Annotated in this window: 20 protein-coding genes and 1 riboswitch; of the genes, 4 read left to right on the top strand and 16 right to left on the bottom strand. The window is 35.7% G+C overall.

Going from position 1 to position 21,678, the window contains the following annotated elements; translation table 11 throughout:
• Positions 1-79 precede the first annotated feature (79 nt).
• From rihC to FC70_RS00630, 6 genes are all read right to left on the bottom strand, one after another.
• Complete coding sequence (gene rihC / locus FC70_RS00605) at positions 80-991, bottom strand: ribonucleoside hydrolase RihC (protein ID WP_057889106.1); 912 nt, start codon at positions 989-991, stop codon at positions 80-82.
• Positions 992-1,153: 162 nt separating this feature from the next.
• Complete coding sequence (locus FC70_RS00610) at positions 1,154-2,398, bottom strand: NupC/NupG family nucleoside CNT transporter (RefSeq protein WP_057889107.1); 1,245 nt, start codon at positions 2,396-2,398, stop codon at positions 1,154-1,156.
• A gap of 390 nt (positions 2,399-2,788) precedes the next feature.
• Positions 2,789-3,538, bottom strand: a complete 750-nt coding sequence (locus tag FC70_RS00615) for an epoxyqueuosine reductase QueH (RefSeq protein WP_057889108.1) — start codon at positions 3,536-3,538, stop codon at positions 2,789-2,791.
• 23 nt (positions 3,539-3,561) lie between these two features.
• On the bottom strand, positions 3,562-3,918 hold the full coding sequence (locus FC70_RS00620) for a hypothetical protein (protein ID WP_057889109.1): 357 nt from the start codon (positions 3,916-3,918) through the stop codon (positions 3,562-3,564).
• A 977-nt stretch (positions 3,919-4,895) separates the two neighbouring features.
• Positions 4,896-6,701: a threonine--tRNA ligase gene (gene thrS / locus FC70_RS00625; protein WP_083478584.1), complete on the bottom strand. Its 1,806-nt coding sequence runs from the start codon at positions 6,699-6,701 to the stop codon at positions 4,896-4,898.
• A 330-nt stretch (positions 6,702-7,031) separates the two neighbouring features.
• Complete coding sequence (locus FC70_RS00630; RefSeq protein WP_172457062.1) at positions 7,032-8,384, bottom strand: amino acid permease; 1,353 nt, start codon at positions 8,382-8,384, stop codon at positions 7,032-7,034.
• Between the two features lie 359 nt (positions 8,385-8,743).
• Here FC70_RS00630 and FC70_RS00635 point away from each other — a divergent pair, with 359 nt between their 5' ends.
• Positions 8,744-9,592: an oxidoreductase gene (locus FC70_RS00635; protein ID WP_057889111.1), complete on the top strand. Its 849-nt coding sequence runs from the start codon at positions 8,744-8,746 to the stop codon at positions 9,590-9,592.
• Positions 9,593-9,652: 60 nt separating this feature from the next.
• Here FC70_RS00635 and serS read toward each other — a convergent pair whose 3' ends face one another.
• Both serS and FC70_RS00645 read right to left on the bottom strand, forming a co-directional pair.
• On the bottom strand, positions 9,653-10,966 hold the full coding sequence (gene serS / locus FC70_RS00640; RefSeq protein WP_057889112.1) for a serine--tRNA ligase: 1,314 nt from the start codon (positions 10,964-10,966) through the stop codon (positions 9,653-9,655).
• Positions 10,967-11,440: 474 nt separating this feature from the next.
• Positions 11,441-11,869, bottom strand: a complete 429-nt coding sequence (locus FC70_RS00645; RefSeq protein ID WP_057889113.1) for an OsmC family protein — start codon at positions 11,867-11,869, stop codon at positions 11,441-11,443.
• Positions 11,870-12,034: 165 nt separating this feature from the next.
• Here FC70_RS00645 and rpsN point away from each other — a divergent pair, with 165 nt between their 5' ends.
• Positions 12,035-12,304, top strand: coding sequence for a 30S ribosomal protein S14 (gene rpsN / locus FC70_RS00650; protein ID WP_057889114.1), 270 nt, complete (start codon positions 12,035-12,037; stop codon positions 12,302-12,304).
• Positions 12,305-12,716: 412 nt separating this feature from the next.
• Here the strand turns inward: rpsN and FC70_RS00655 are convergent, their stop codons facing one another.
• From FC70_RS00655 to FC70_RS00670, 4 genes are read right to left on the bottom strand one after another with little or no spacing between them, the layout of a single operon-like run.
• A complete protein-coding gene (locus tag FC70_RS00655) occupies positions 12,717-13,538 on the bottom strand; it encodes an alpha/beta hydrolase (RefSeq protein WP_083478585.1) in 822 nt (273 codons plus the stop codon).
• Positions 13,539-13,584: 46 nt separating this feature from the next.
• Positions 13,585-14,265, bottom strand: coding sequence for a CPBP family intramembrane glutamic endopeptidase (locus FC70_RS00660; RefSeq protein ID WP_057889115.1), 681 nt, complete (start codon positions 14,263-14,265; stop codon positions 13,585-13,587).
• Between the two features lie 26 nt (positions 14,266-14,291).
• Complete coding sequence (locus FC70_RS00665) at positions 14,292-15,035, bottom strand: response regulator transcription factor (RefSeq protein WP_057889116.1); 744 nt, start codon at positions 15,033-15,035, stop codon at positions 14,292-14,294.
• Position 15,036: 1 nt separating this feature from the next.
• Positions 15,037-16,323, bottom strand: coding sequence for a sensor histidine kinase (locus tag FC70_RS00670; RefSeq protein ID WP_162253429.1), 1,287 nt, complete (start codon positions 16,321-16,323; stop codon positions 15,037-15,039).
• A gap of 461 nt (positions 16,324-16,784) precedes the next feature.
• Between FC70_RS00670 and FC70_RS00675 the strand changes: the two genes are divergently transcribed.
• Together FC70_RS00675 and FC70_RS09540 are read left to right on the top strand one after the other, a co-directional pair.
• A complete protein-coding gene (locus FC70_RS00675) occupies positions 16,785-17,339 on the top strand; it encodes a CPBP family intramembrane glutamic endopeptidase (RefSeq protein ID WP_057889118.1) in 555 nt (184 codons plus the stop codon).
• 30 nt (positions 17,340-17,369) lie between these two features.
• On the top strand, positions 17,370-18,104 hold the full coding sequence (locus FC70_RS09540; protein ID WP_083478586.1) for a CPBP family intramembrane glutamic endopeptidase: 735 nt from the start codon (positions 17,370-17,372) through the stop codon (positions 18,102-18,104).
• 47 nt (positions 18,105-18,151) lie between these two features.
• Here FC70_RS09540 and thiE read toward each other — a convergent pair whose 3' ends face one another.
• The 4 genes from thiE to FC70_RS00695 form a co-directional block, all read right to left on the bottom strand.
• Positions 18,152-18,799 (bottom strand): thiamine phosphate synthase, encoded by a 648-nt coding sequence (thiE, locus tag FC70_RS00680; RefSeq protein ID WP_057889150.1) that lies wholly within the window; start codon positions 18,797-18,799, stop codon positions 18,152-18,154.
• A 135-nt stretch (positions 18,800-18,934) separates the two neighbouring features.
• Positions 18,935-19,753 (bottom strand): bifunctional hydroxymethylpyrimidine kinase/phosphomethylpyrimidine kinase, encoded by an 819-nt coding sequence (gene thiD / locus FC70_RS00685; RefSeq protein ID WP_420835975.1) that lies wholly within the window; start codon positions 19,751-19,753, stop codon positions 18,935-18,937.
• 3 nt (positions 19,754-19,756) lie between these two features.
• Positions 19,757-20,545 (bottom strand): hydroxyethylthiazole kinase, encoded by a 789-nt coding sequence (gene thiM / locus FC70_RS00690; protein ID WP_057889120.1) that lies wholly within the window; start codon positions 20,543-20,545, stop codon positions 19,757-19,759.
• 141 nt (positions 20,546-20,686) lie between these two features.
• Positions 20,687-20,792, bottom strand: a riboswitch (TPP riboswitch).
• Positions 20,793-20,878: 86 nt separating this feature from the next.
• Positions 20,879-21,631 (bottom strand): hypothetical protein, encoded by a 753-nt coding sequence (locus FC70_RS00695; RefSeq protein ID WP_057889121.1) that lies wholly within the window; start codon positions 21,629-21,631, stop codon positions 20,879-20,881.
• Between the last annotated feature and the right edge of the window lie 47 nt (positions 21,632-21,678).

The raw sequence follows: 21,678 nt of genomic DNA on the forward strand, positions 1-21,678 counted from the left end.
AAAAGACCAGTAAACATTTCTGCTTACCGATCTCTAAGTTGTGTTTGTTGTAGACAAACATTTGCACTTTACATTAAAACTATTTAATTTTGGCGATTTCTTCTAAGAACCATTTGTTAAACTCAGCGGCATTGATGTCCACACAAACTTTTGTGTTGGTTTTACCATCATGATATGCGCCACGGATATCCCCAACTGTTTCACCCATTGCAGGTCCTTCAGTTTGAACGTCCACCCACATATCTTCAGTCGTAATAAATTCAGGGTGTAGTAGATAGAAAATCGTATTCACATCGTGCATTGGATGACCATCTTCATCACCATCACTATAATGCGTGATTAGTCCATGAAGCATTTTACCTGTGGCGTTTAAGCCTTCAAGCTTAGCCAACGTATCAGCAGTTAATAAAGCCTTCAAAGTAATATCTAGTCCAACCATGACGATTGGTAAACCAGAATCATACAAGACTTTTGCTGCATGTGGATCAGTGAAACAGTTAAATTCAGCGGCACTGGTCATGTTACCTTTGCCTAAAGTTCCACCCATTGCTACAACTTCTTTAATGTTAGCTTTAACTTCAGGATATTGTGAAAATAGCATCGCAATATTTGTGTATGAACCAGTTGGTACTAAAGTAATTGGTTCATCTGAAGCCATGATTTCGTTATGCAATGCTTCAACAGCAGACAAGTCAATTTCATGACCATAGTCATTGCCAAAGTCATAACCGGGCATTCCTGATTCTCCATGAATCCGAGAAGCATCTTCGAATGGTTTAAGCAAAGGCTGTTCAGCCCCACGAGCAACTGGAATATCCTTTTTGAAAAAGTTAACAATCTTTAAAGCATTGATTGTTGTTTTATCAACAGTCACATTTCCTGCAACAGTTGTCACTAATTTAAGATCAAGTTCAGGACTGTTAATTGCCATCGTTAGTGCGGCAGCATCATCAATCCCAGGATCTGTATCCATAATAATTTTGGTAGTCATTATGATTTCCTCCATTTTGTAAATTTTAGTACTTATCAATTCTACACTTATGATACCCAAGAAAGCGCTTGTAGCTATGTTGAAAATAAAAGCCTGAATCATAAATTCAGACGATTATCTAATCGTAATTTTTAACTGTTTGAAACAGGTTCAAGCTTGATTCTACCAGACGAATAATCCAACAAATCCAGCAGATAGAAGTGAAACCAAGATACCTGAAACAAGCATTAAACCAACATTTTTAGAAATCAAATCATTAGTTTCTTTACCAACGATACCCTTGAAGGCACCGATAATCATACCAGTCGTTGATAAGTTAGCAAATGAAGTCAAGAATACTGTCAAGACAGCACGTAAATGTGGAGAGTAACTAGCAATTGTCTTACCAGTAATTTCACCCATAACAACGAATTCATTAGTAACTAACTTCATACCCATATGTTGAGCTAAGATCCAAGCATCGTGCCATGGCATACCCATTAAGAATGCAAATGGCGACATGATGATTCCTAGAATAACTTCAAGAGAAACTTGTGGAAGGTGAATCCAGACAAAGATCTTGTCGATTAAGGCTGCTAAAGCAACGAAGGCCACAACGTTAGCCAAAATAATTAAAATCAATTTTCCGGCATTTAAAATTGAATCACCCAAGAATGAGAAGAATGGTTCGCGCTTTCCATCTACAGATTCTTCAGAAACAGTTGCGATTGTATCGTCTTCTGGAGAAACTTTAACAGGGTTAATCATACTTGTAACAATAATTGAATTAATAATATTAATTGGAACAGCAGTCAATACGAATTGACCTGGAACCATTTGAACATAAGCTCCGATAATTGATGCAGTAATACAACTCATTGACATCATCGCGATAGTCAAGTTACGTTGAGCTGTCATCTTACGAAGTTGCATACCTGAAATAGCAAGCACTTCAGTGTTTCCTAAGAACATCATTTCAACAGCGAAGAATGATTCGAACTTAGGTTGTCCGGTAATGAATGAAAGTCCACGACCGATCCATTTGATGATCCAAGGTAAGATACCAAAATAAGTTAAGATATCAAACATTGGAACAATCATTAAGATTGGAAGCAAGGCACTGGTAACAAAGTTCATTGTTTCAGCAGTACCACCGGCAGCTCCACCTTGGGCCAATGGTGTAACCCAGTTAGGAAGTGCAAAGCTAATTCCGACATAAGCGACTTTAACTAATTCAGAGAAACCATCAGCGGCAGCTTTGATTGCTGTACGACCTGCTGAAAAGCTTGTAAAGAACCAAGCAAGGAACAAGTTAATAACAACCATGATACCAATTGACTTCCAGTTGATAGCTTTCTTGTCCTTTGAGAAAAGGAAACCAACCAATAGGAATACGACTAATCCTAAACAATTTATTGCAACATACATGAATATAAACCCCTTTATATATATTTCCCGAAAACCAAAAATAAAATAATAGCATGTTTTTGGGTACTACTAAAATATAACGTTTTAAAATTGCTCTGTAAACCAAAAACTTTGCTCAAAAATTGATTGAAATCGGTAAACCCTTTTACGTTAAGCGCTTACACGATTCACAAACTTTATTAATTTAATTTATCGATAAATCTTCACTAATTGAGCAATAGGATAATTAATTATTAACGTTCCCCTATTTTGTTGATTAAGATTAATCAAAACGTGAAAACACTTTAAATCGTCAATTTAATAATACATTTAATACCTTTGTGAAAAGCAACGTAAAATACATCAAAAAAGATTCAAAATAATCAGTCGAAAGATTATTTTGAACCTAAATTATTTTTCATACATGATTTGCGAATAATCGTCATCTTGATGTTGCGTGACATATTCACGTGCGTCCTTGTTAATCTGCTTCAAATCAACGCCTTGCTGGCGAGCCGCAAATAAACAACCGCAATAACATTGCCGGTAGACATTATATTCTTCTGACATTTCAACTGAACGTTTATAGCCAGAACGCTTTTTAAAATCGCTCGGTAAATACGAGACATCATAGACATGTTGGACATCAAATCCTAATTTGTTAATAATTCTGGCATTTTTATGAGGACTAATTGTTAAAGCACTTCCGAAATAGTCAAACCCTAATTCTTGTGCTTTCTTCGCCACCCGTTCGAGTCGATAATTATAGCACAGGGTGCAACGGGCGCCGCCTTCTGGTTCACCTTTAAGATCACGCACAACTTCTAGCCATTTAGTTGGTTCGTATTCGGCGGCAATAAAAGTGACATTATGATTCGTTTTTTTATTAAAATCTTGAATAAATTTAGCTTGCACTAACTTTCGACGTTCAAATTCCATCCGTGGATGAATATTGGGATTATCATAATAAATCGTAATATCTGCATATTGTGTCATGTATTCCAGCGTATAAGTACTACAGGGTGCACAGCAACTATGCAGCAATACTTTGGGACGTTCATCGGTAGTTTCCCATTTGGTGATTACTTTTTGAAGAACTTCATCATAGTTGATTTTTTGCCCTTCTTGAAACATTTTAACGACTTCATCATATTCAAGCATTGTTATCATCTCGCTTAACTTTATTAATTATTATTTTGATAAATACCAATCACAGCCCACGGCCAAATCAACAGGTAAATAAATCCAACTTTTGACCAATCGCCATAAGTAAAAATAGTTAGATGCTTCTTTTCTTTAGCAAAGACGTCAATATACTTTGCGGTAAATGAATACAATAAAATTCCAATTGATAAATAAATTATTATTACCCAATCCAAAATATTTACTGCTGATCCATGAACTTTAATCCAGACAAAAATTAGCATCAATAAAATCCCGAGTATACACGTTCGACAAAGATAATAAATAATTCCCGTTGTTTTACCCAGTCGAATATTAAATGACATTGATTCCAAATACCAATTAAATAGCTTTTTCACCAGACTACTCCCAATTTCTTCTATTTAATGTAATGATACCTTGATAATTAGATGCTTGGCAATCTTAAATTAAAAATTTAGACACAAAAAAACCGGAGCCTTCTCACTCCGGTCGTTTAACATCAGGAAAGTAACTTGCGGCTACCAAATTGTTTTAACTTTATAACTATTGGTATCGCCTCATTCTTTTCATATATCTTTGAATCTAACCATTAAATCTAAATCTTGGGTCGATGGTTTTATCCGTTAAACTGATATTAACTGGTACTTAATATTTAAATATTGGTGTCTTGTTACTGGCAAGTCAATGGTCGACTGCCGTGTTCTAATTTTATTGGATATCGGTCTATGCTAGCCGCTGGCTTAAATCTTACGCATGGGCTAGTCTCTTAACTTAATCATGGATACACTTTACAAATCTGTTCGAATCTTCAAGCTGTCAATCTGAATTCTTCGTATCATGTGGTTCCAAACTATACTACTAAAGGAACTTGTGCACTGAGAAGGTAGTAGCCACAAGAGGTGATTCCTTTCCTGTAACTGTATAATAACCGCTTCTACGAAATTATTCAAATGAAACGACTCCGAAAAAAACTAAATTTTTTTGTAGTTAAAAGACGCCTTTAAACCAGCTTTCTTGCTGATCTAAAACGTGTTCAAATCACCAGCTTTCTCACCTAACTAAAATAAAGCCAGACAATAAAAATTCTCATCATTTGGCTTTATTTTCTAAAACGTGCTCAAACTCACAACTTCCTAATATATAACAAACATTTACCCACGATATAAAATCACTATCATAGGTAAATCTTCGTATATCACGGAAGATAACCGCGAGTTTTCACACTCTATTTTGAAACGCGTTCATCAATTCAATCATCTCCACCTAATAAAAATAACGACACTATCCAAACTACGGATAATATCGTTATTTATTTTAGTGCTCAATGATTACCGAATTGATGAACGCTCTATTTTTACTTTTCTCTTGAATAAGTTGCCAAATCAGCAATAATTTCACTCGTGAAATCAGCCTTTGACTTCGAAACTTGTTCTTGTTCACCATACTTACGAACAGAAACGGCTTCGTTTTCAACTTCGCTATCACCAACCACTAACGTATATGGAACTTTATGGGTTTGTGATTCACGAATCTTGTAACCCATTTTTTCATTACGGTGATCAACAGTGGCACGAATACCAACTGCAGCTAATTCATTACGAACTTGATCAGCATATTCAGCATGGGTATCTTCACGAACTGGAATAATTTGAACTTGTTTTGGTGCAAGCCAAGTTGGGAAAGCACCCTTATACATTTCAGTTAAGTAAGCCGTGAATCGTTCCATCGTTGAAATAACTCCACGATGAATCATGATTGGACGATGATCCTTGCCATCTTCACCCACATAATGAAGGTCGAATTGTTTTGGCAACATAAAGTCTAATTGAATAGTAGAAAGCGTTTCTTCATTACCTAAGGCAGTCTTTGTTTGAACATCCAACTTAGGACCGTAGAAAGCAGCTTCTCCTTCAGCTTCAACATAGTTCAAGTTCATGTCATCCATGGCTTGCTTCAACATTGTTTGAGCATTATTCCACATTTCGTCATCATCAAAGTACTTGTCAGTATTTTTAGGATCACGATAACTTAAACGGAACGTATAATCGTTGATGTCAAAATCATGATAAACGTTGATCATCAAATCAAGAATACTCTTAAATTCTTCTTCAATTTGGTCAGGTGTAACGAATGTGTGACCATCATTAAGGGTCATTTCACGAACCCGTTGTAGACCAGAAAGGGCCCCAGATTTTTCATAACGATGCATCATGCCAAGTTCAGCAATCCGTAAAGGTAGTTCACGATATGAGCGAATATGATGTTTGTAAACTTGAATATGGCTAGGACAATTCATTGGACGCAATTCCAACAATTCGCCATCACCCATGTCCATTGGTGGGAACATGTCTTCACGATAATGTTGCCAATGACCTGAAGTCTTATATTCATTTAAGTTCATTAAGATTGGGGTATAAACGTGGTTATATCCATTTGAAACTTCCTTGTCGATGATATAACGTTCGATCGTACGACGAATGGTTGCACCATTTGGCATCCAGTAAGGAAGACCGGCACCAACTTTAGGATCAACGAAGAATAAATCAAGGTCATTACCAATCACACGATGATCGCGTTCTTTGGCTTCTTGACGACGAACTAAATCAGCTTCTAAATCGTCTTTCTTAAAGAAAACTGTTCCATAAATACGTTGAAGCATGTCATTTGATGACATCCCCTTCCAATATGCACCAGCAACTGAAAGTAATTCAAAGTTTTTAACTACGTCAACATAGTTTAAAACGGCACCGCTAGCGATAGTGGTAAAATCACCAACCTTAAACAAGGCTACTTTGCCATTTTCAGCATGATCTTCAAATAATTCTTGTTGGAATTTATCATTAGGATATAGTGCTTTTGCGTCAGCTAAATCAGCTGATTCAAATTCAACTTTTGCCTTATTTTTACCAAAAGCTTTCACAATTGTTGCAATAGCTTCTAATTCATCAGCAGAAACTTGGATTTCATCCTTATCAGAATCAATAAAGAACCCATCATCAGTTGCTTGGTTATCGCCTAAACGAATCCCATCAAATTGTTGATGTAATGCTGCTGCGGTTAATAATGCAGTGGTTTGGCGTAGTGCCTGTAATGCTGCGTCTGATTCTTTGTCGACTTTTTCAACTGAACCGTCAACATAAAGTAATTGTACTTGTGCCATATTCCTATGTCCTCCTAATGAACTAAAATGATTGCAAATAAAAATCCCAGGAATCATTAATAATGATTCCTGGGACGTTAATTTATAAATTGACGTGGTGCCACCCATCTTTAAGAACAAACTAAATTTGCTCTTATCTCTGATAGGCAATAACGTGCGCTCTCCGGTTTACCTTATTTCGGTAAACTATCTTATAAGATAGTATTACTACTCCGATATTAACGATTAGAATTTCAGCCTGGCCCTAATCTCTCTTGTGATTCGGATACGTAACGTGTTCTTCAATGAAAAATTATATCATGTTTAGCAAAATATGCAAATCAAATTTTACTAGTCTAATTTAGTTTTATTTCGATTCATTAACCAGTGGGTGATGAATAAACCGACGAACCACACGATTGAAACCATCAACGATAAACGAGTTTCAGGATCGAAGGTTAGAAAAATCAACACCGCAATAAAGAAAATTAAGCTCGCATAATCGGTGTATGGATAACCTGGCATCAAGAACTTCTTGACCCCTTCTGGTTGTACTTTTCGAAATTTCAAATGGCACCACAGCATAATCAACCAGACAAAGACAAAGTTAATGGTCGAAACACCTGAGATTAAATTAAAAATCCCTTCTGGCATTATATAATTCAATATTACAACCACAAATAAAATTCCGGATGAAAAATGCAATGCGGTATTAGGTACCATATGACGACTTAATTTTGCAAATCGTTGCATCGCATTTCCACCAGTGGCTAGTGCATGTAATGTCCGACTAGTACTAAAGATCGCACTGTTCGTAGCTGACATTGCCGCGGTTAATACAACAAAGTTTAAAATGGCAGCGGCACTGGTAATTCCAATTCCAGAAAAGACCTGGACGAATGGACTTGAAGTCATCGTAATCTTATCCCATGGCGAGACCATCATAATCGCAATCATTGAACCAATATAAAATAGTCCAATTCTAATTGGCAAACTGTTAATTGCCTTTGGTAAGTCTTTCTCAGGATTCTTAGTTTCACCAGCCGTTAAACCAACCATCTCAATCCCAACAAACGCAAACACAACCATTTGAAACGACATTAAGAAACCAACCGGACCAGTGGGGAAAAAGCCCCCATGTGAATATAAGTTACTAAATGAAGCGGTTGAGGTTCCAACATGATAATGGAAGATAGTTAAGCCAAAACCGACCACAATTAACGCTAATATGGCTACTACTTTAATCATCGAGAACCACGATTCAAGTTCCCCAAATAACCCAACATTTAAAAGGTTAATCATTAATAGTAAGAGGATAATAACCAACGGTCCCACCCACTGTGGTAAATTAGGGAACCAATAACGTAAGTAGATTCCGGTTGCTGTTAAGTCAGCCATTGCTAAACTCAACCAACATGACCAATAAGTCCAACCGGTAATAAATTCCATCCGGTCACCCAAATATTCTTTCACAAAATCAATAAATGAATGTTTAGAAGTATCTGACAATAATAACTCACCAATTGCCCGCATCATGAAGAAACAGAACACGCCCACAATTAAATACGATAAAATAATTGATGGACCAGCTTTTCGAATGGCACTCCCAGATCCCAAGAACAATCCAGTTCCAATGGCGCCACCAATCGCAATCATTTGAATGTGGCGGCTTTGTAATGAGCGTGATAAATTACGATCTTCCATGATTTCCTCCTAAAGTAATTAAGTCCTTTTAACGAAAAAAGTCCCCGGCACGAAGATTCGTACCAGGGACGTTAAATTTATAGTTAACGCGGTTCCACCCAAGTTTTACAATCTGGAGTATCTCCAAATTGACTCTTGCGGTTGATATCGGAACCATCCATTATGTTACGCCATTTCATTATCGACTCACAGCCATTCATCGACTCTCTGTTTTCATCACTTGATTAATAGTTCAATTATACGAATTTCATCTTGATTGTCAACCAGAAAATTAAAGTTAGATTAAAGGACTATATTTGTACCGTAACCTTGAAAATGCTATCATGACTGATAAATAGACTATCTGGAGGAACTCATTAATGACAGCAGAAAAAGTTTGGTTAATCACAGGCACTTCAACCGGTTTTGGTAAAATGCTAGTTGAAGAATTACAAAAAACCGATGCAAAAATTGTGGCAACCGCTCGAAATGTCGCAAAGATTCAACACTGGACTGACAACAAGAATACCTTACTATTAGAACTAGACGTGACCGATCAAAAACAAATCGACAAGGCCGTTGCCGATACGATTGATAAATTCGGACGCATTGATGTCTTAGTTAACAATGCTGGTTGGGGTTACTTTGGATCAGTTGAAGAAACTGATGAAGCTGCAGTTCGTTCATTAATGGATACCAACTTTTGGGGACTCACTAACATGACTCGTGCCGTCTTACCAATCATGCGTAGTCAAAAAGAAGGTCAAATTATTAACATTTCTTCAGTTGCCGGTATTCTTGGTGGCGCTGGAATTGCTTACTACAATGCAACTAAACATGCCGTTGAAGGATTTTCAAAGGGTTTAGCTTATGAAGTTGAACCTTTAGGCATTAAAATTACCAATGTTGAACCCGGCCCATTTAGAACTGATTGGGCTGGTCGCTCACATCAAGCTGCTGATTCAACCATTGCTGATTACGAAAATACTGCCCATAACAACACCACGGTGTTTGAAGGTAACTCCGGTCAACAAGATGGTTCACCAGAACTACTTGCTAAAGCCATCGTAAAATTAAGTAAAGTCACTAATCCACCACTTCATTTCCTTGCTGGTGCCAATGCGGTTGAACGTGCGCACGAAGAAATTGAACGTCTCCAACAAGATTTTGATGTTTGGGAAGAAGATTCCACTCACCTTTCTTATGGTGACGAACCTTACTGGAATTAAACTTTTAAAATAAATAACAGATATCTCATTAAATTGAGGTATCTGTTATTTTTATTAGCTTTATTTTTTTAGTACTTTTCTAAATGGAACTGCGTTTTCTTTAGTAATTTTAGTAATTCCATGGAAGTAAGGGACTAGTACTTCCGGAATGTTTACTGAACCATCTTCATTTTGACAATTTTCAAGAATGGCAGCAACGGTCCGACCAACGGCCAGACCAGATCCGTTCAAGGTATGAACGTATTGCAACTTGCCTTCATCATCACGATATTGAATGTGTGCTCGACGTGCTTGGAAATCTTGCGTATTTGAGCAACTTGAGATTTCACGATAAATATTTTGTTCTGGCATCCAAACTTCAAGATCATTAGTTTCAGCGGCAGAGAAGCCCATATCACCAGTTGAAAGTTTAATTACATGATATGCCAAGCCTAATTTTTGCAAAATACTTTCAGCATTGGCGGTCATTTTTTCTAATTCAGCATATGAATCAGCTGGCTTAGCAAATTTGACCATTTCAACCTTATTAAATTGATGCATTCGAATCAATCCACGAGTATCACGTCCGGCAGAACCAGCTTCAGAACGGAATGATGGCGTTAAAGCCGTCACATAAACTGGTAAGTTTTCACTTGGAATTACTTCATCTGAAAAATAATTAGTCAGTGGCACTTCAGCCGTTGGAATCAACGTTAATTCTTGATCTTCATTATTAATTTGATAAACATCTTTTTTGAACTTAGGAAATTGACCAGTTCCATACATTGTCTTGTCGTTCACTAGGTATGGAGGCAAAATTTCGGTATAACCTTCTGCCATATGTTCGTCTAACATGAAATTATAGACCGCACGTTCTAATTGAGCACCAAGACCAACATAATAGACAAAACGTGCACCAGAAACTTTAGCACCACGTTCGAAATCGAGGATACCTAAGTTTTCAGCAACATCCCAATGAGCTTTTGGTTCAAAACTAAAAGTTGGAATCGTGCCAACTTTTTTAAATTCTTCATTTGAATCTTCATCAGGTCCGACGGGAATGCCATCATGTGGCATATTTGGTAAATGAGCCATCCGGTCTTGGAATTGTTCAGTAACTTCATTCAATTCTTGATCAATTTGATTGATTTTATCACCAACGGCCTGCATTTCGGCAATCGCATCATCAGCTGATTCTTTATTCCGTTTGGCAGCACCAATTTGTTTTGAAACATCATTGCGTTTCGCCTTTAATTCTTCGGTATCTTTAATTAAGTTCCGACGTTTGTCATCCAATTCAAAAATTGCATCTAAATCAGCTGGTTGTGTCCCACGTTGAGCTAAGCGTTCCTTATAATGATCTGGATCTTGGCGCATTTTCTTAATATCTAACATAATTTTTCTCCTCGTATTTTGGTATAAAAATAGAGTCACTTCTCCCTCATTGGGACGAAGTGACTCTTTCCGCGGTACCACCCAAGTTTGCCATCACTGACACACTTTGAAAACTGATAACGGTCAATCAACCGTGCGGCATTACCCGCCCACATTTATACACCGGAATTTCGACGGACGCTTTTCATCAACCAGCGACTTTCTAAACGTCTACTTAAAATGTATCGTGTTTTATATCTGTATTCATTTTATTACAGTCTGCTTGCCTTTGCAAATGAACTCATAAAAAAATGACCAGCCCGGGTAAGCTGATCATTTAGGAGTAGGATGTAGCTGCTTTCCAGCTACTGTTTTCATTACTTTGGAGGAGTAAATGAAAAGAGGTTTAATTGGTATGGTGTAACTATACCGAGACTGTGTGAAGAAAATATGAAGGAATCCGAATAAAAGTAAGACTTATTTGATAAGCAATCTTTAAACGGTAAATTTGTCTACCAATTCAACTGAAACATCCTCATTGCCACTCAATAACTTAGAAACAGGACAACGACTTTCGGCAAAATCTAACATTTTTTGCGCTTCAACTAGCTCAACATTTGGAATTTTAGCTTGAACTTGCACCACAAACCGCAAGCCATGAGTATCATATTTCATATCAACACCGACACGAACTTCACTCTGAAACTCAATCCCTTTACCAGCTTGAATGGTTTCTAAAGTGGCTGCTAAACAAGTCGCTTGCGCTAACCCTAATAACTGCTCTGGGTTAGCTCCGGCTTCATCTGGTTTTCGAGGACTACTAATTTTAACATCTAATTCGCCATCCCCAACAATATAAGCATGACCTTTCACGCCGTTATCGTTCACCGCGGTTGTATGATATAAACTCTCATCTGACTTCATAAATATACCTCCTATTGATTACTACTATTATTGTAACCGTTTGAAGCTGCTTATCCCAACATTAGCCCCTAACCTTTCATTTCGAAACAGTTTACTTGCTTTTAGTAAGTGAAAGATTTACTCTTAACCACGTTATTTAAGTTTATTGCTCGGAAAGGACCATTAATGGCCAAAAAATCTAAAATTGCAAAAGCTGCTAAAATTGATGCAACGATTGCAAAATATGCAGAATTGCGTCAACAATTAAAAGCTGCGCATGATTACGAAGCTTTAAGCAAATTACCACGCAATGCTTCACCAACACGTCGTCATAACCGCGACCAACTGGACGGACGTCCACGCGGATATATGCGCGACTTTGGAATGTCTCGTTTGAACTTCTGGCATTACGCTCACTTGGGACAAATCCCTGGTGTTAAAAAAGCAAGCTGGTAAAGGTAAATAGTGCTGAAAGCCACGATAACTTTTGAGCACTAACAGATAATCGTCATTATCCGCACTTTGGATGGTGGCGATTATTAGTTAGGCGCAGAAAGTTGTGGCTTGAAGCCGAATTAAGATAGTGCTGAAAGAGGCGCTTAGACTCGGAGCACTAATGATAAAAGCAATGATAACTCGCTTCATGAGTTGTGATTGCTTTTTTATTAGGTGACGAGTTTGACGAGTGAAGCCAGATTAGAGTGCCGAAAGCCATGATAGCTTTTGAGCACTAACAGATAATCGTCATTATCCGCACTTTGGATGGTGGCGATTATTAGTTAGGCGCAGAAAGTTGTAGCTTGAAGCTAGATTAGAGCGCAAAAACCAACTAACCTAGAATTCACTTCTAAGATTAGTTGGTTATTTTTTACCACATAAATTTAATCCATTTTTGATTTACTTGTTTGCTATTATGCAAACCACTATGTGAAATTCCGGTCATCTTAACATTTTTGATGCTGTCATGATGTTTATACAATAGATAATTAATGGACAGTTCTGATTGAATGGTTACTAACCCATCAGAATTGGTTCCATCGTTTAAATCTCCATAGATATTTAAGATCTTCACATTTTTCGGAAATTGTTTACTTGCATCCAATAATTGCTGATAACCCGGATAATAGTCATTAGCTGGATAATAAGTCTGCGGCTGATCATGAGCTAACAGCTTAATTTGATTAGCGACATCATTCATCCCCACGACTCCATTAAAAGGACCTGCTAAAATGACATATTTTTTTAACTTAGGAAGCTTAATCGATTTTTGCGTAACCATTTGGAAAAAGGCAACGTTCCCAGCGGAATGCGCCACAACATTATATTTCGTTACATGATATTTAGTTTGCAATAATTGCAAAACCTTAGTTAACCATTGTGATTGTGTAGTTGTACTAGCTTCATTATTCGCAAAATTAATTTGAATCAATGGTCGCTTGGTTTTACTTGGTAACGATCCTTCAACATTTACCGTTCCATCAGCCTGAACAGTAATCGTCATCACTTTTTTACCATTAGCTTTGGTTTCTGCCGCCGCAATCAGACCATCTGTCGATTTATGTGAACCCATTAGACCATGAATAAATAATGTGGGCGTATTAACCGTTGTTTTTGCTTCAGCGGTGGTGCCTAAACCAAGACCAACTATCGTGGCACATAATAATATTGCAAACCAAATTTTTTTAATCATTTAAGTTTCTTCCTAACTAATATTTACTATGATTTTAGCACAATGATTACGTCAACATTATGATTGCCGAAACCGTATTTAATCCTGCATGAGCAATCCACGTCTTAGCCAAACTATGTTGATACTCATAAATTACACTTAACCATATTAACGACAAATATTCATAAAACATCGGATGCCCTAAATCTGATAAATGCGTCATGTGCCAAAGTGTAAATAGCAATGCCGTTATCACGATTCTAATGGTGATGCCTAGTTTTTTAGGTAATTTTTTAGTTGCAAATACCAGTACTGTTCCTTGAATAAAATACAGAAATAAAACATTTTCAACCATTGGGCCAATTACCGCCGTAAAGATAAAAAATAAGATACCAACCAAAATATTTTTCGATGCATAAGTACCCATGCCATTTAAATTACTTTGATTTGCACTAGTAGACATTACTTGAATATGGCCAATTTTAGTCGCAATTAAATAAATAATTAAAAAAGTAGCGACCTGTGCGATTAATAGACTTGGGGCATAAAAAATCGAGTGCCATTTCAACTCACGAAAGCTAATTTTAATCTGACTCCAAAGCGGAATGATAACTAACATTCCTAAAATAATTCCAATTACCGCAAACTGACCTACCGTTTCAACAAGTGATCCTAGTACTGCAAATTTAATCACTAAGATGTAAACCAATAACGGAATTAAATAAAATTTAGCTTTTTGTATATGCATTTTTTCTCCATAAATAATTATTATTTTTACGTATTTTTGAGAATCCTTTTCAAATCAATTGCTTTTCGATACGAAACTTTACATTCACTATCATCATTAAAAGTTAATATTCTGGCACGCGCATCAAACTTCTTCATTTGATCTAAATTAACCAAATAACTTTTATCACATCTAAAAAGATTTTTATATTCAGCTTCTATCATATTCAAATTACCGGGGAAAGTGGCTTTTCGATTCGCTGCGGTCAACGTAATAATTCCAGGTTGGTTTTTATCAGTAGCCAGCATGATTAACTCATTCATTGATAACGAAAAGTATCTATCGCTAACGTTATACCGAAATAAACAAGCATGATGATACAACTCTTGTTCATAATTTTGATTAGCTAAATTTATATCATCAATCAAATGCTTTTGAATTTCTTGTGGCCCATAATCCTTCAAAATGTAATCAAGTGGCGCAATCCGACTTTGTAAGGTTAAAAATGATAATTCATCATGTGTTGTTATAAAAACAATCTGTGCAAAATCCACTTTTTCTCTGATCTTAGCAGCTAATTTAAGACCCGCTTTCGCGTCATCTGCAATTTCCATATCCAAGAAAAATAGCCCTTGATTAACATGCGATAGTTGTTGTTCAAATTCACCGACATTATCCGTTGCTATCTGAAGTTTCATAGCATATTCGTTAATCATGATTGTATTTTCGATGATTTGTCGATATAACTTTTGTTGAATCAGATCATCTTCTAATAAGTAAACAGGAAACAAATTATTTCTCCTTTTCTAAAATTAAACTAATTTGAATTTTATTATTTTTTAGTTGGGTACTCATAAACAAATTGGAAATTTTATGAACTAAGTCTGACACATTAGCTAAGCCAAGACCATGTTCTTCCCCTTTAGTGGTATACCCTTGTTCAAAAATTTGGTCTAAATCAATTAGTTCATTGGCTGAATTTTCGATTACAATCTCAATTGAATTTTGATGATCAATAAATGCACACTTAACTAATTGCTCATATTCTAAATTTTCACTCAAATATTCAATTGCATTATCAATTAAGATGCCTAGAATTCTGACCATTGAAACTACATGATTTGAAATATCAATTTTTATATCTGGGGTTTCAACTGATAATTCCATCTTCATTTTTCGAGCTGTAAAAAATTTTTGAATCAGCAATCCACGAATTGGTTCGTTAATAATTTTATCCACGGCAATTAATATCTGAGAATCATTATGTTCCGTACTCAGAGTTTGTTGACTCAGTTCGTTATAATACGATTTTAATTGCTCAGAATCATTACTTTCAATTATCGTTTTAAGCGACAAAAGTAAATTATTATAATCATGCTTAAACTTTCTGAATTCTGTATATTGTTGTTCAATATTAGTCATATATTCGTTTAACTGCACATTTTGTCTACGAATATTGATTGCTTCTTGTCTGATAGAATAAGACTTAATAAAAATAATCATTTGATACAAAATTAAAGAAGTTACTAAGACAAAAACGACTATCAAAACACCTAAAATAGATGACAACACACGCTGCAGCTCACTGATAACTAATACCGTTACTAGCGCTATAAACATCCCTAAAATCATTATAAAAATTTGATTTTTAATCTCAAAATCGTTAATTATCCCCTTTAAAATTTGCAATTTTTCATTGTACTTCTTAATAAGATATACAGTAATCATGGTAATCAGTAATTCTGATACTGATATAGCAATTACTAATAAGTGACCACTCGAAATTGCGAGATTTAAATTGAACTCACGCTTAAATAAAAATAATATAAGCCTAAAAATATACGTTGTACTAAATAAAATTATCATTTGTAAAATACAGACAGCCATAAAAGTTATAGCTTTTTCATACCGATTATTAATATTTTGTTTTCCAAATCGACCAATTAATACCAAAACAATCAAGATTAAAATCCAGATAGTATCGAATATCATTAATGAAATAACTGCTACCATTAACGCAAAAAAACTATCAACTATTGCATTACGCCAATGATAGCCATCCTGTAATAAATATCTCATCAAAACAAACATCATTAATGTTTGAATAAAAGTTGCTACTAATACATATAACGTGTCTACGTATAGCAATTAATCACCATTATTAATTATGAGCTTTAGTTTATTTGATCTTCATAATATCTTTCTCCAATTAATATAATCTACAAACATTATTATATCAACAAGCATTGCAGGAATAACCTTTTATTATTAACGTCATTTTTCTCCCGATTTACGTATTTAATTACGATAATAATTAACTATCTAACGTTAATAATTTATTTTAATTCATTCATTTCACTAGTCGCATAATAACTCCGTGGACCAAGTTTATCTATGTAAAGGAGATTTTTAAAATCAATATACGAAAAAATTTATACTTATTACCTTTAGCACTATATTCATTATCTGTACTAACTTCATTTGTCGCAAAAATAAGTAAAAGTGAATTTATTTATGTAGGCATCTTATTAATATTAGGTATGCTAGTTATTTTTTTAGTTCGTCAAACTTTAATTGCCAGTTTTAGAAAATTAAAACCACTTGATTATTTACTTTATTTACCAAGTCTGGCATTTTTTCAAATCTTGTTAACGATAATCATTGCTATTATTTTGAGTATTACAGGACACACATCAGCAAGCTTAATGGGCTCAGACAATAACTTTCTAGCTACCGTTAATGATCAATTCAAAAGCCAAACAATCCTACTTGTAATGAATCATATTTGGATAGGAATTATCGGTCCGTTTGTTGAAAACATCCTATTTATTTACTTTATCCAAGGACAGTTACTTAAAAGTATGAATCAACCCGATTCATCTAAATTATCTAAAGCTTTTCAAATTGTTTTAGTAACCATTTTGTTTATGTGCTGGCATTTAAAAAGTTTAAATGATTTTTCAGATCCTGGTTTTTATAGATATATCGCACTTATTTGGATGCCTTTTATATACGTAAAAACCAATAGCTTAGCAAAAACAATTGTGACACACATTGGTTTAAACTCAATTGGTATCCTAATTTATTTTGTATAGTTCAACCTATTTTGGTGGAGGGATCATTTTATGCATGAATCTAACAAAAGACTATGTTATTTAATTGGATCATATTTACTTCTAATTTTAGTCCTATTAACTACTGCATTTTCTAAGATATATTGGTCGCTTTCGACTAATCTTTACTCAGTAATTCAAGAAATTATTCCACTCATCATTACCATTGTAATAATCGGCCTTGTACATCAAAAGATTTTACTTGAAATAAATAAACCGATTTCTATAATCGTCATATTCTTACTAATTATAATTGCCATTTTAATCATTCCCCATTTAAATAGCGATAATTTGATTACTAACATCTTCATTTTATTACTTGCATCTATCTTTGAAGAATTATACTTTAGAGGATATTTACTTCCCCAATTGACTATTATTTTTAAAAATCGTCATAAATCAAACTATATTTTATTCAGTATTTTTATCTCAAGCATAATCTTTGGTGCAACTCACGTTGTTAACGTCTTATCACAATCACCATTTTCAACATTCATACAAATCATAACTGCTTGCATACTCGGAGTGATATTATCAATATTCTATCTCCGCACTCGTAGTATTATAATTCCCATTATTGTTCACTTTGCATTTAACGTAAGCACATTATCATCAGCACCGCAGTCACTTAATAATTTCAGTACCACCGGCATAATTCCAATTATAGTTTATGGCTTTATTGCATATTTGCTAATTCGATCAACAACTAACAACCATTATGATTTATTTTTAAATTCGTTCGTTTAAATTAAAAGCAAGCACGTAGAAATCGAATCATTTCTACGTGCTTGTTTTTAATAAATTGCCAGTAAATCTTTAACCGTTTGCGCTACATCTGGACTTTGCATAATCATTGAAATCCCTGAAATACCTGCTACTCCAGTTTGTTCTACCATTGTTTTCGCATTATCAGTAGTAATACCACCAACCGCAACAATGGGAAAATTGCTATAATCAACCAACGACTTAAGCTTCTCAAAACCCAATACCGGATCAGCATCCGCTTTAGACCCAGTTGGAAAAACTGGTCCGCTACCTAAATAGGCAATCTTTTGTAATTGATTAGCATGATCAATCTGTTCCTTAGTATTACATGAATACCCGACAAACATGCCATCCCCGACCGCCGAAATGACTTCTTCGACCCGTTGATCTTTTTGTCCCACATGAACACCATCAGCGCCGACTGCAATCGCCAACTCATAATCATCATCAATAATAAATGGCACGTCATACTTTGTCGTTAGTTTTCGACACTTATCTGCGAGTGCCAAACGTTGAGCCGCATCCAACTGTGAGCTACCTTTTTCACGAAATTGAAATGCTGTGACTCCGGCCGCCAACGCTTTTTCGACACGAACTAAGAAATCATCCACATCGTGATTTACATCCTGTGTGCCTGCGATTAAATAAACCCGTAACATTTCTGATTTGAATTTCATTAATTTTTCCTTTTCCTGAGTTGATAACTGGATCATAGAAGTATACGGATTCAAGCAACAAGCTTCTCCACTTAATTTTATAATTACAATCATCCAAACTTCGGATAATCGTAATTATTCATTAATGCTAAAAGTCTAACCGTTGCTTTCATCACTATTTCTGCCAGCCCAATGATTTAGCGGACCATGTCCATGTCCAACCACGATTCCATGGCGAATTGTTTCATCAACGTACTTTTTACCAATCCGAATCGCTGACTCAACAGATTTACCCTTAGCAAGTTCCGCCGTAATACAAGCTGATAAAGTATCGCCAGTTCCATGGGTCCGAATTGTATCAACTCGTTCTGCGGTTAACCAAAACGATGTGCCATCTTCCAGTAATACAAAATCACTACTTTGATCATCACCAACAAAGTGACCACCTTTAATCATGACGTTTTTCACACCAATCAATTGTAATTTTTTCGCAGCAATTTCCATATCAGCTTCATCTTCAATGGTAATTCCTGTTAATTTTTCCGCTTCCGGTAAGTTCGGCGTGGCAATAGTAGCTAGTGGCAACAACTCATTTTTAACCACTTCAACTGCATCTTCACTCAACAATGGTGCGCCACCTTTAGCAATCATAACTGGGTCAACTGTTAATGGGCCGAAATCATATTTTTTAAGATTTTTAACCACCGTACGAACTCGTTCAACGTCTGCTAACATCCCCGTCTTACAAGCCTTAATATCTAAATCTTCTGCCAGTGCCGTAAATTGTTCATCAATAATTTTAGTTGGTAGAGCAAACGCATCATCGACACCCAACGTGTTTTGCGCCGTAATCGCCACTAATACTGTTGTCGCAAATACATGTCGTTCTTGAATCGTTTTTAAATCAGCTTGCATGCCTGCACCGCCACCACTATCAGAGCCAGCGATGGACAATGCCTGTACGAATTGTTCCATAATTTATGCTTCCCTCAATTTTTCTTCAATTTGTGCTCGGGTTACTAAATGCAATTTATCCATCAATTTCATCGAGAAGGTTCCTGGTAATTCGCCACCTAATTCTTCCGCAACTAGTTGACCAGTCACTGCAAACACAGCACAGGCAGCTTTAGCTGCTTCAAAATAGTTATCACTGACCGCGGCAAATGCCCCCACGATACTCGTTAACATATCACCTGATCCAACATGAAGTTGAAATAGCGGTGTACCATTCTTAACTTTAGCAACCTTTGTTCCATCCGTAATCACATCAGTTGGTCCGGATAGAATCACGACACAGTTGCGTTTAATCGCACAAGCTTTAGCAATGGTTTCTAAATCACCACTACCTTGTCCTGCATCAATTCCCTTAGCTTGCCAATCGATTCCAGCTAACGCTGCAATTTCACCGGCATTTCCACGAATCACATCTACTTGGAAATCGGATAATAATTGTTCGGCCACATCTAAGCGAAATTTAATCGCCCCAACCGCCACTGGATCAATAATCAATGGCTTTTTGTATTGGTTGGCTAATTGCCCAACTCGTTTGATATGTGCCACTTGTGGCGTCGTAAAGGCGCCTAAATTTAAAGCAACCGCTGAACTAATCGCTACCATTTCTTCTGATTCATCAATTTCTTCCGACATAATTGGTGAAGCCCCAATTGAGTTAATTCCATTCGCCACATCTTGAACCGTGACGAAGTTAGAAATGTTAAAAACGATGGGATTTTGTGTCCGGATTTGATCTAGTAATTCGATTTGCATGATAGCTTCCTTTCAGGTTCAACGGGAGACAGCAACGTTTTTGAAACGTGCTCCGGAAAACTAGTTAATCCTCAAGCATTAAACGTTTCCCGTCACACTCTTTTTTCGACAAAAAAAACCACTATTCGCGTAAAAATAGTAGTTGATATTTTTACACTTTCCTTCGCAAGTATGAACTTACAGGTTCCAAGGGACATTGCTGCGCAAGCAAATCTCAGTTCTTCTACGAACACCCCTAGTGTTTTCATGATTATTTAATTGTCGAATTCATTGTACTGTAAAAGTGCTTACATCACAAGTCAGATCAAATTAAATCGTTAATAATAAAAGTTATTACCATATTCGACTTAAATTTTGACTTTTTGCTGGTAACCGTAAAATTTTAATCAAGTTAATAACGGCAATAATCATACATATAATCCCCGTTGCAAACCAAATTGGTTGATTAAAAATAGTTGGTAAAATGCTACTAAAGAAACCGATTCCCTTTGGTGCAAAGTTTAAAAACGTCCCCATTATAATTAAAATATAAATAAATACTGAGCTTCCTTCGCGAGATTGTCTCTTATCTAACATATAACCTGGACCAATTGCCATCACAAAGTTAGTTAATGGTAGCCACATAAACATTGCTGTATCTTGCATTAAATATCTGAGTACATTAATAACGCAGTACATAATAACCACTTGTTGTACAACTTTCTTAATGGCATAACTTTTTGAAACTGCTGTTGAATTAGCCATCTGCCAATTTTCTTGACGTGAATACTTCACTTCCATGGCTAAACAATATATTTCCATCGCCGTCCAAACATACATGCCAATCGCAAAAACAGAAAATAACCAAAAAAAATCATTTTTAATCGCTAACACAGAAAATACAATAGCAGCTGTTGAGTCATGAGCTAAAAAGAACGTGTGCATCCAAACTGGAAAAGGACCTTTCTTTTCCTTAATGGTCAAAGCAACCGCCCAAAAATATTCCAACATTCCAATCGAATTAGCCGCAACAAAACCAATCAACAAGCTAATGACATTTGGATTATTAACAGACATACTATTAATAATCTGACTAGTTGTATACATAATTATTTCCTCCATTTTTATTACACAAGTGTATAATAAAACTACAT

This window comes from Paucilactobacillus oligofermentans DSM 15707 = LMG 22743, assembly GCF_001434315.1.
Classification (GTDB): Bacteria; Bacillota; Bacilli; order Lactobacillales; family Lactobacillaceae; genus Paucilactobacillus; species Paucilactobacillus oligofermentans.

Excerpts from the sequence above, each read along its gene's own strand:
- thiM (WP_057889120.1), bottom strand. The coding sequence starts at position 20,545 with ATGCAAATCGAATTACTAGATCAAATCCGGACACAAAATCCCATCGTT.
- thiD (WP_420835975.1), bottom strand. The coding sequence starts at position 19,753 with ATGGAACAATTCGTACAGGCATTGTCCATCGCTGGCTCTGATAGTGGT.
- FC70_RS00630 (WP_172457062.1), bottom strand. The coding sequence starts at position 8,384 with ATGGAAGATCGTAATTTATCACGCTCATTACAAAGCCGCCACATTCAA.
- FC70_RS09540 (WP_083478586.1), top strand. The coding sequence starts at position 17,370 with ATGCATGAATCTAACAAAAGACTATGTTATTTAATTGGATCATATTTA.
- rpsN (WP_057889114.1), top strand. The coding sequence starts at position 12,035 with ATGGCCAAAAAATCTAAAATTGCAAAAGCTGCTAAAATTGATGCAACG.
- thiE (WP_057889150.1), bottom strand. The coding sequence starts at position 18,799 with ATGAAATTCAAATCAGAAATGTTACGGGTTTATTTAATCGCAGGCACA.
- FC70_RS00610 (WP_057889107.1), bottom strand. The coding sequence starts at position 2,398 with ATGTATGTTGCAATAAATTGTTTAGGATTAGTCGTATTCCTATTGGTT.
- FC70_RS00675 (WP_057889118.1), top strand. The coding sequence starts at position 16,785 with ATGCTAGTTATTTTTTTAGTTCGTCAAACTTTAATTGCCAGTTTTAGA.
- FC70_RS00695 (WP_057889121.1), bottom strand. The coding sequence starts at position 21,631 with ATGTATACAACTAGTCAGATTATTAATAGTATGTCTGTTAATAATCCA.
- FC70_RS00655 (WP_083478585.1), bottom strand. The coding sequence starts at position 13,538 with ATGATTAAAAAAATTTGGTTTGCAATATTATTATGTGCCACGATAGTT.
- thrS (WP_083478584.1), bottom strand. The coding sequence starts at position 6,701 with ATGGCACAAGTACAATTACTTTATGTTGACGGTTCAGTTGAAAAAGTC.
- FC70_RS00660 (WP_057889115.1), bottom strand. The coding sequence starts at position 14,265 with ATGCATATACAAAAAGCTAAATTTTATTTAATTCCGTTATTGGTTTAC.
- FC70_RS00615 (WP_057889108.1), bottom strand. The coding sequence starts at position 3,538 with ATGCTTGAATATGATGAAGTCGTTAAAATGTTTCAAGAAGGGCAAAAA.
- FC70_RS00635 (WP_057889111.1), top strand. The coding sequence starts at position 8,744 with ATGACAGCAGAAAAAGTTTGGTTAATCACAGGCACTTCAACCGGTTTT.
- FC70_RS00645 (WP_057889113.1), bottom strand. The coding sequence starts at position 11,869 with ATGAAGTCAGATGAGAGTTTATATCATACAACCGCGGTGAACGATAAC.
- serS (WP_057889112.1), bottom strand. The coding sequence starts at position 10,966 with ATGTTAGATATTAAGAAAATGCGCCAAGATCCAGATCATTATAAGGAA.
- FC70_RS00670 (WP_162253429.1), bottom strand. The coding sequence starts at position 16,323 with ATGAGATATTTATTACAGGATGGCTATCATTGGCGTAATGCAATAGTT.
- rihC (WP_057889106.1), bottom strand. The coding sequence starts at position 991 with ATGACTACCAAAATTATTATGGATACAGATCCTGGGATTGATGATGCT.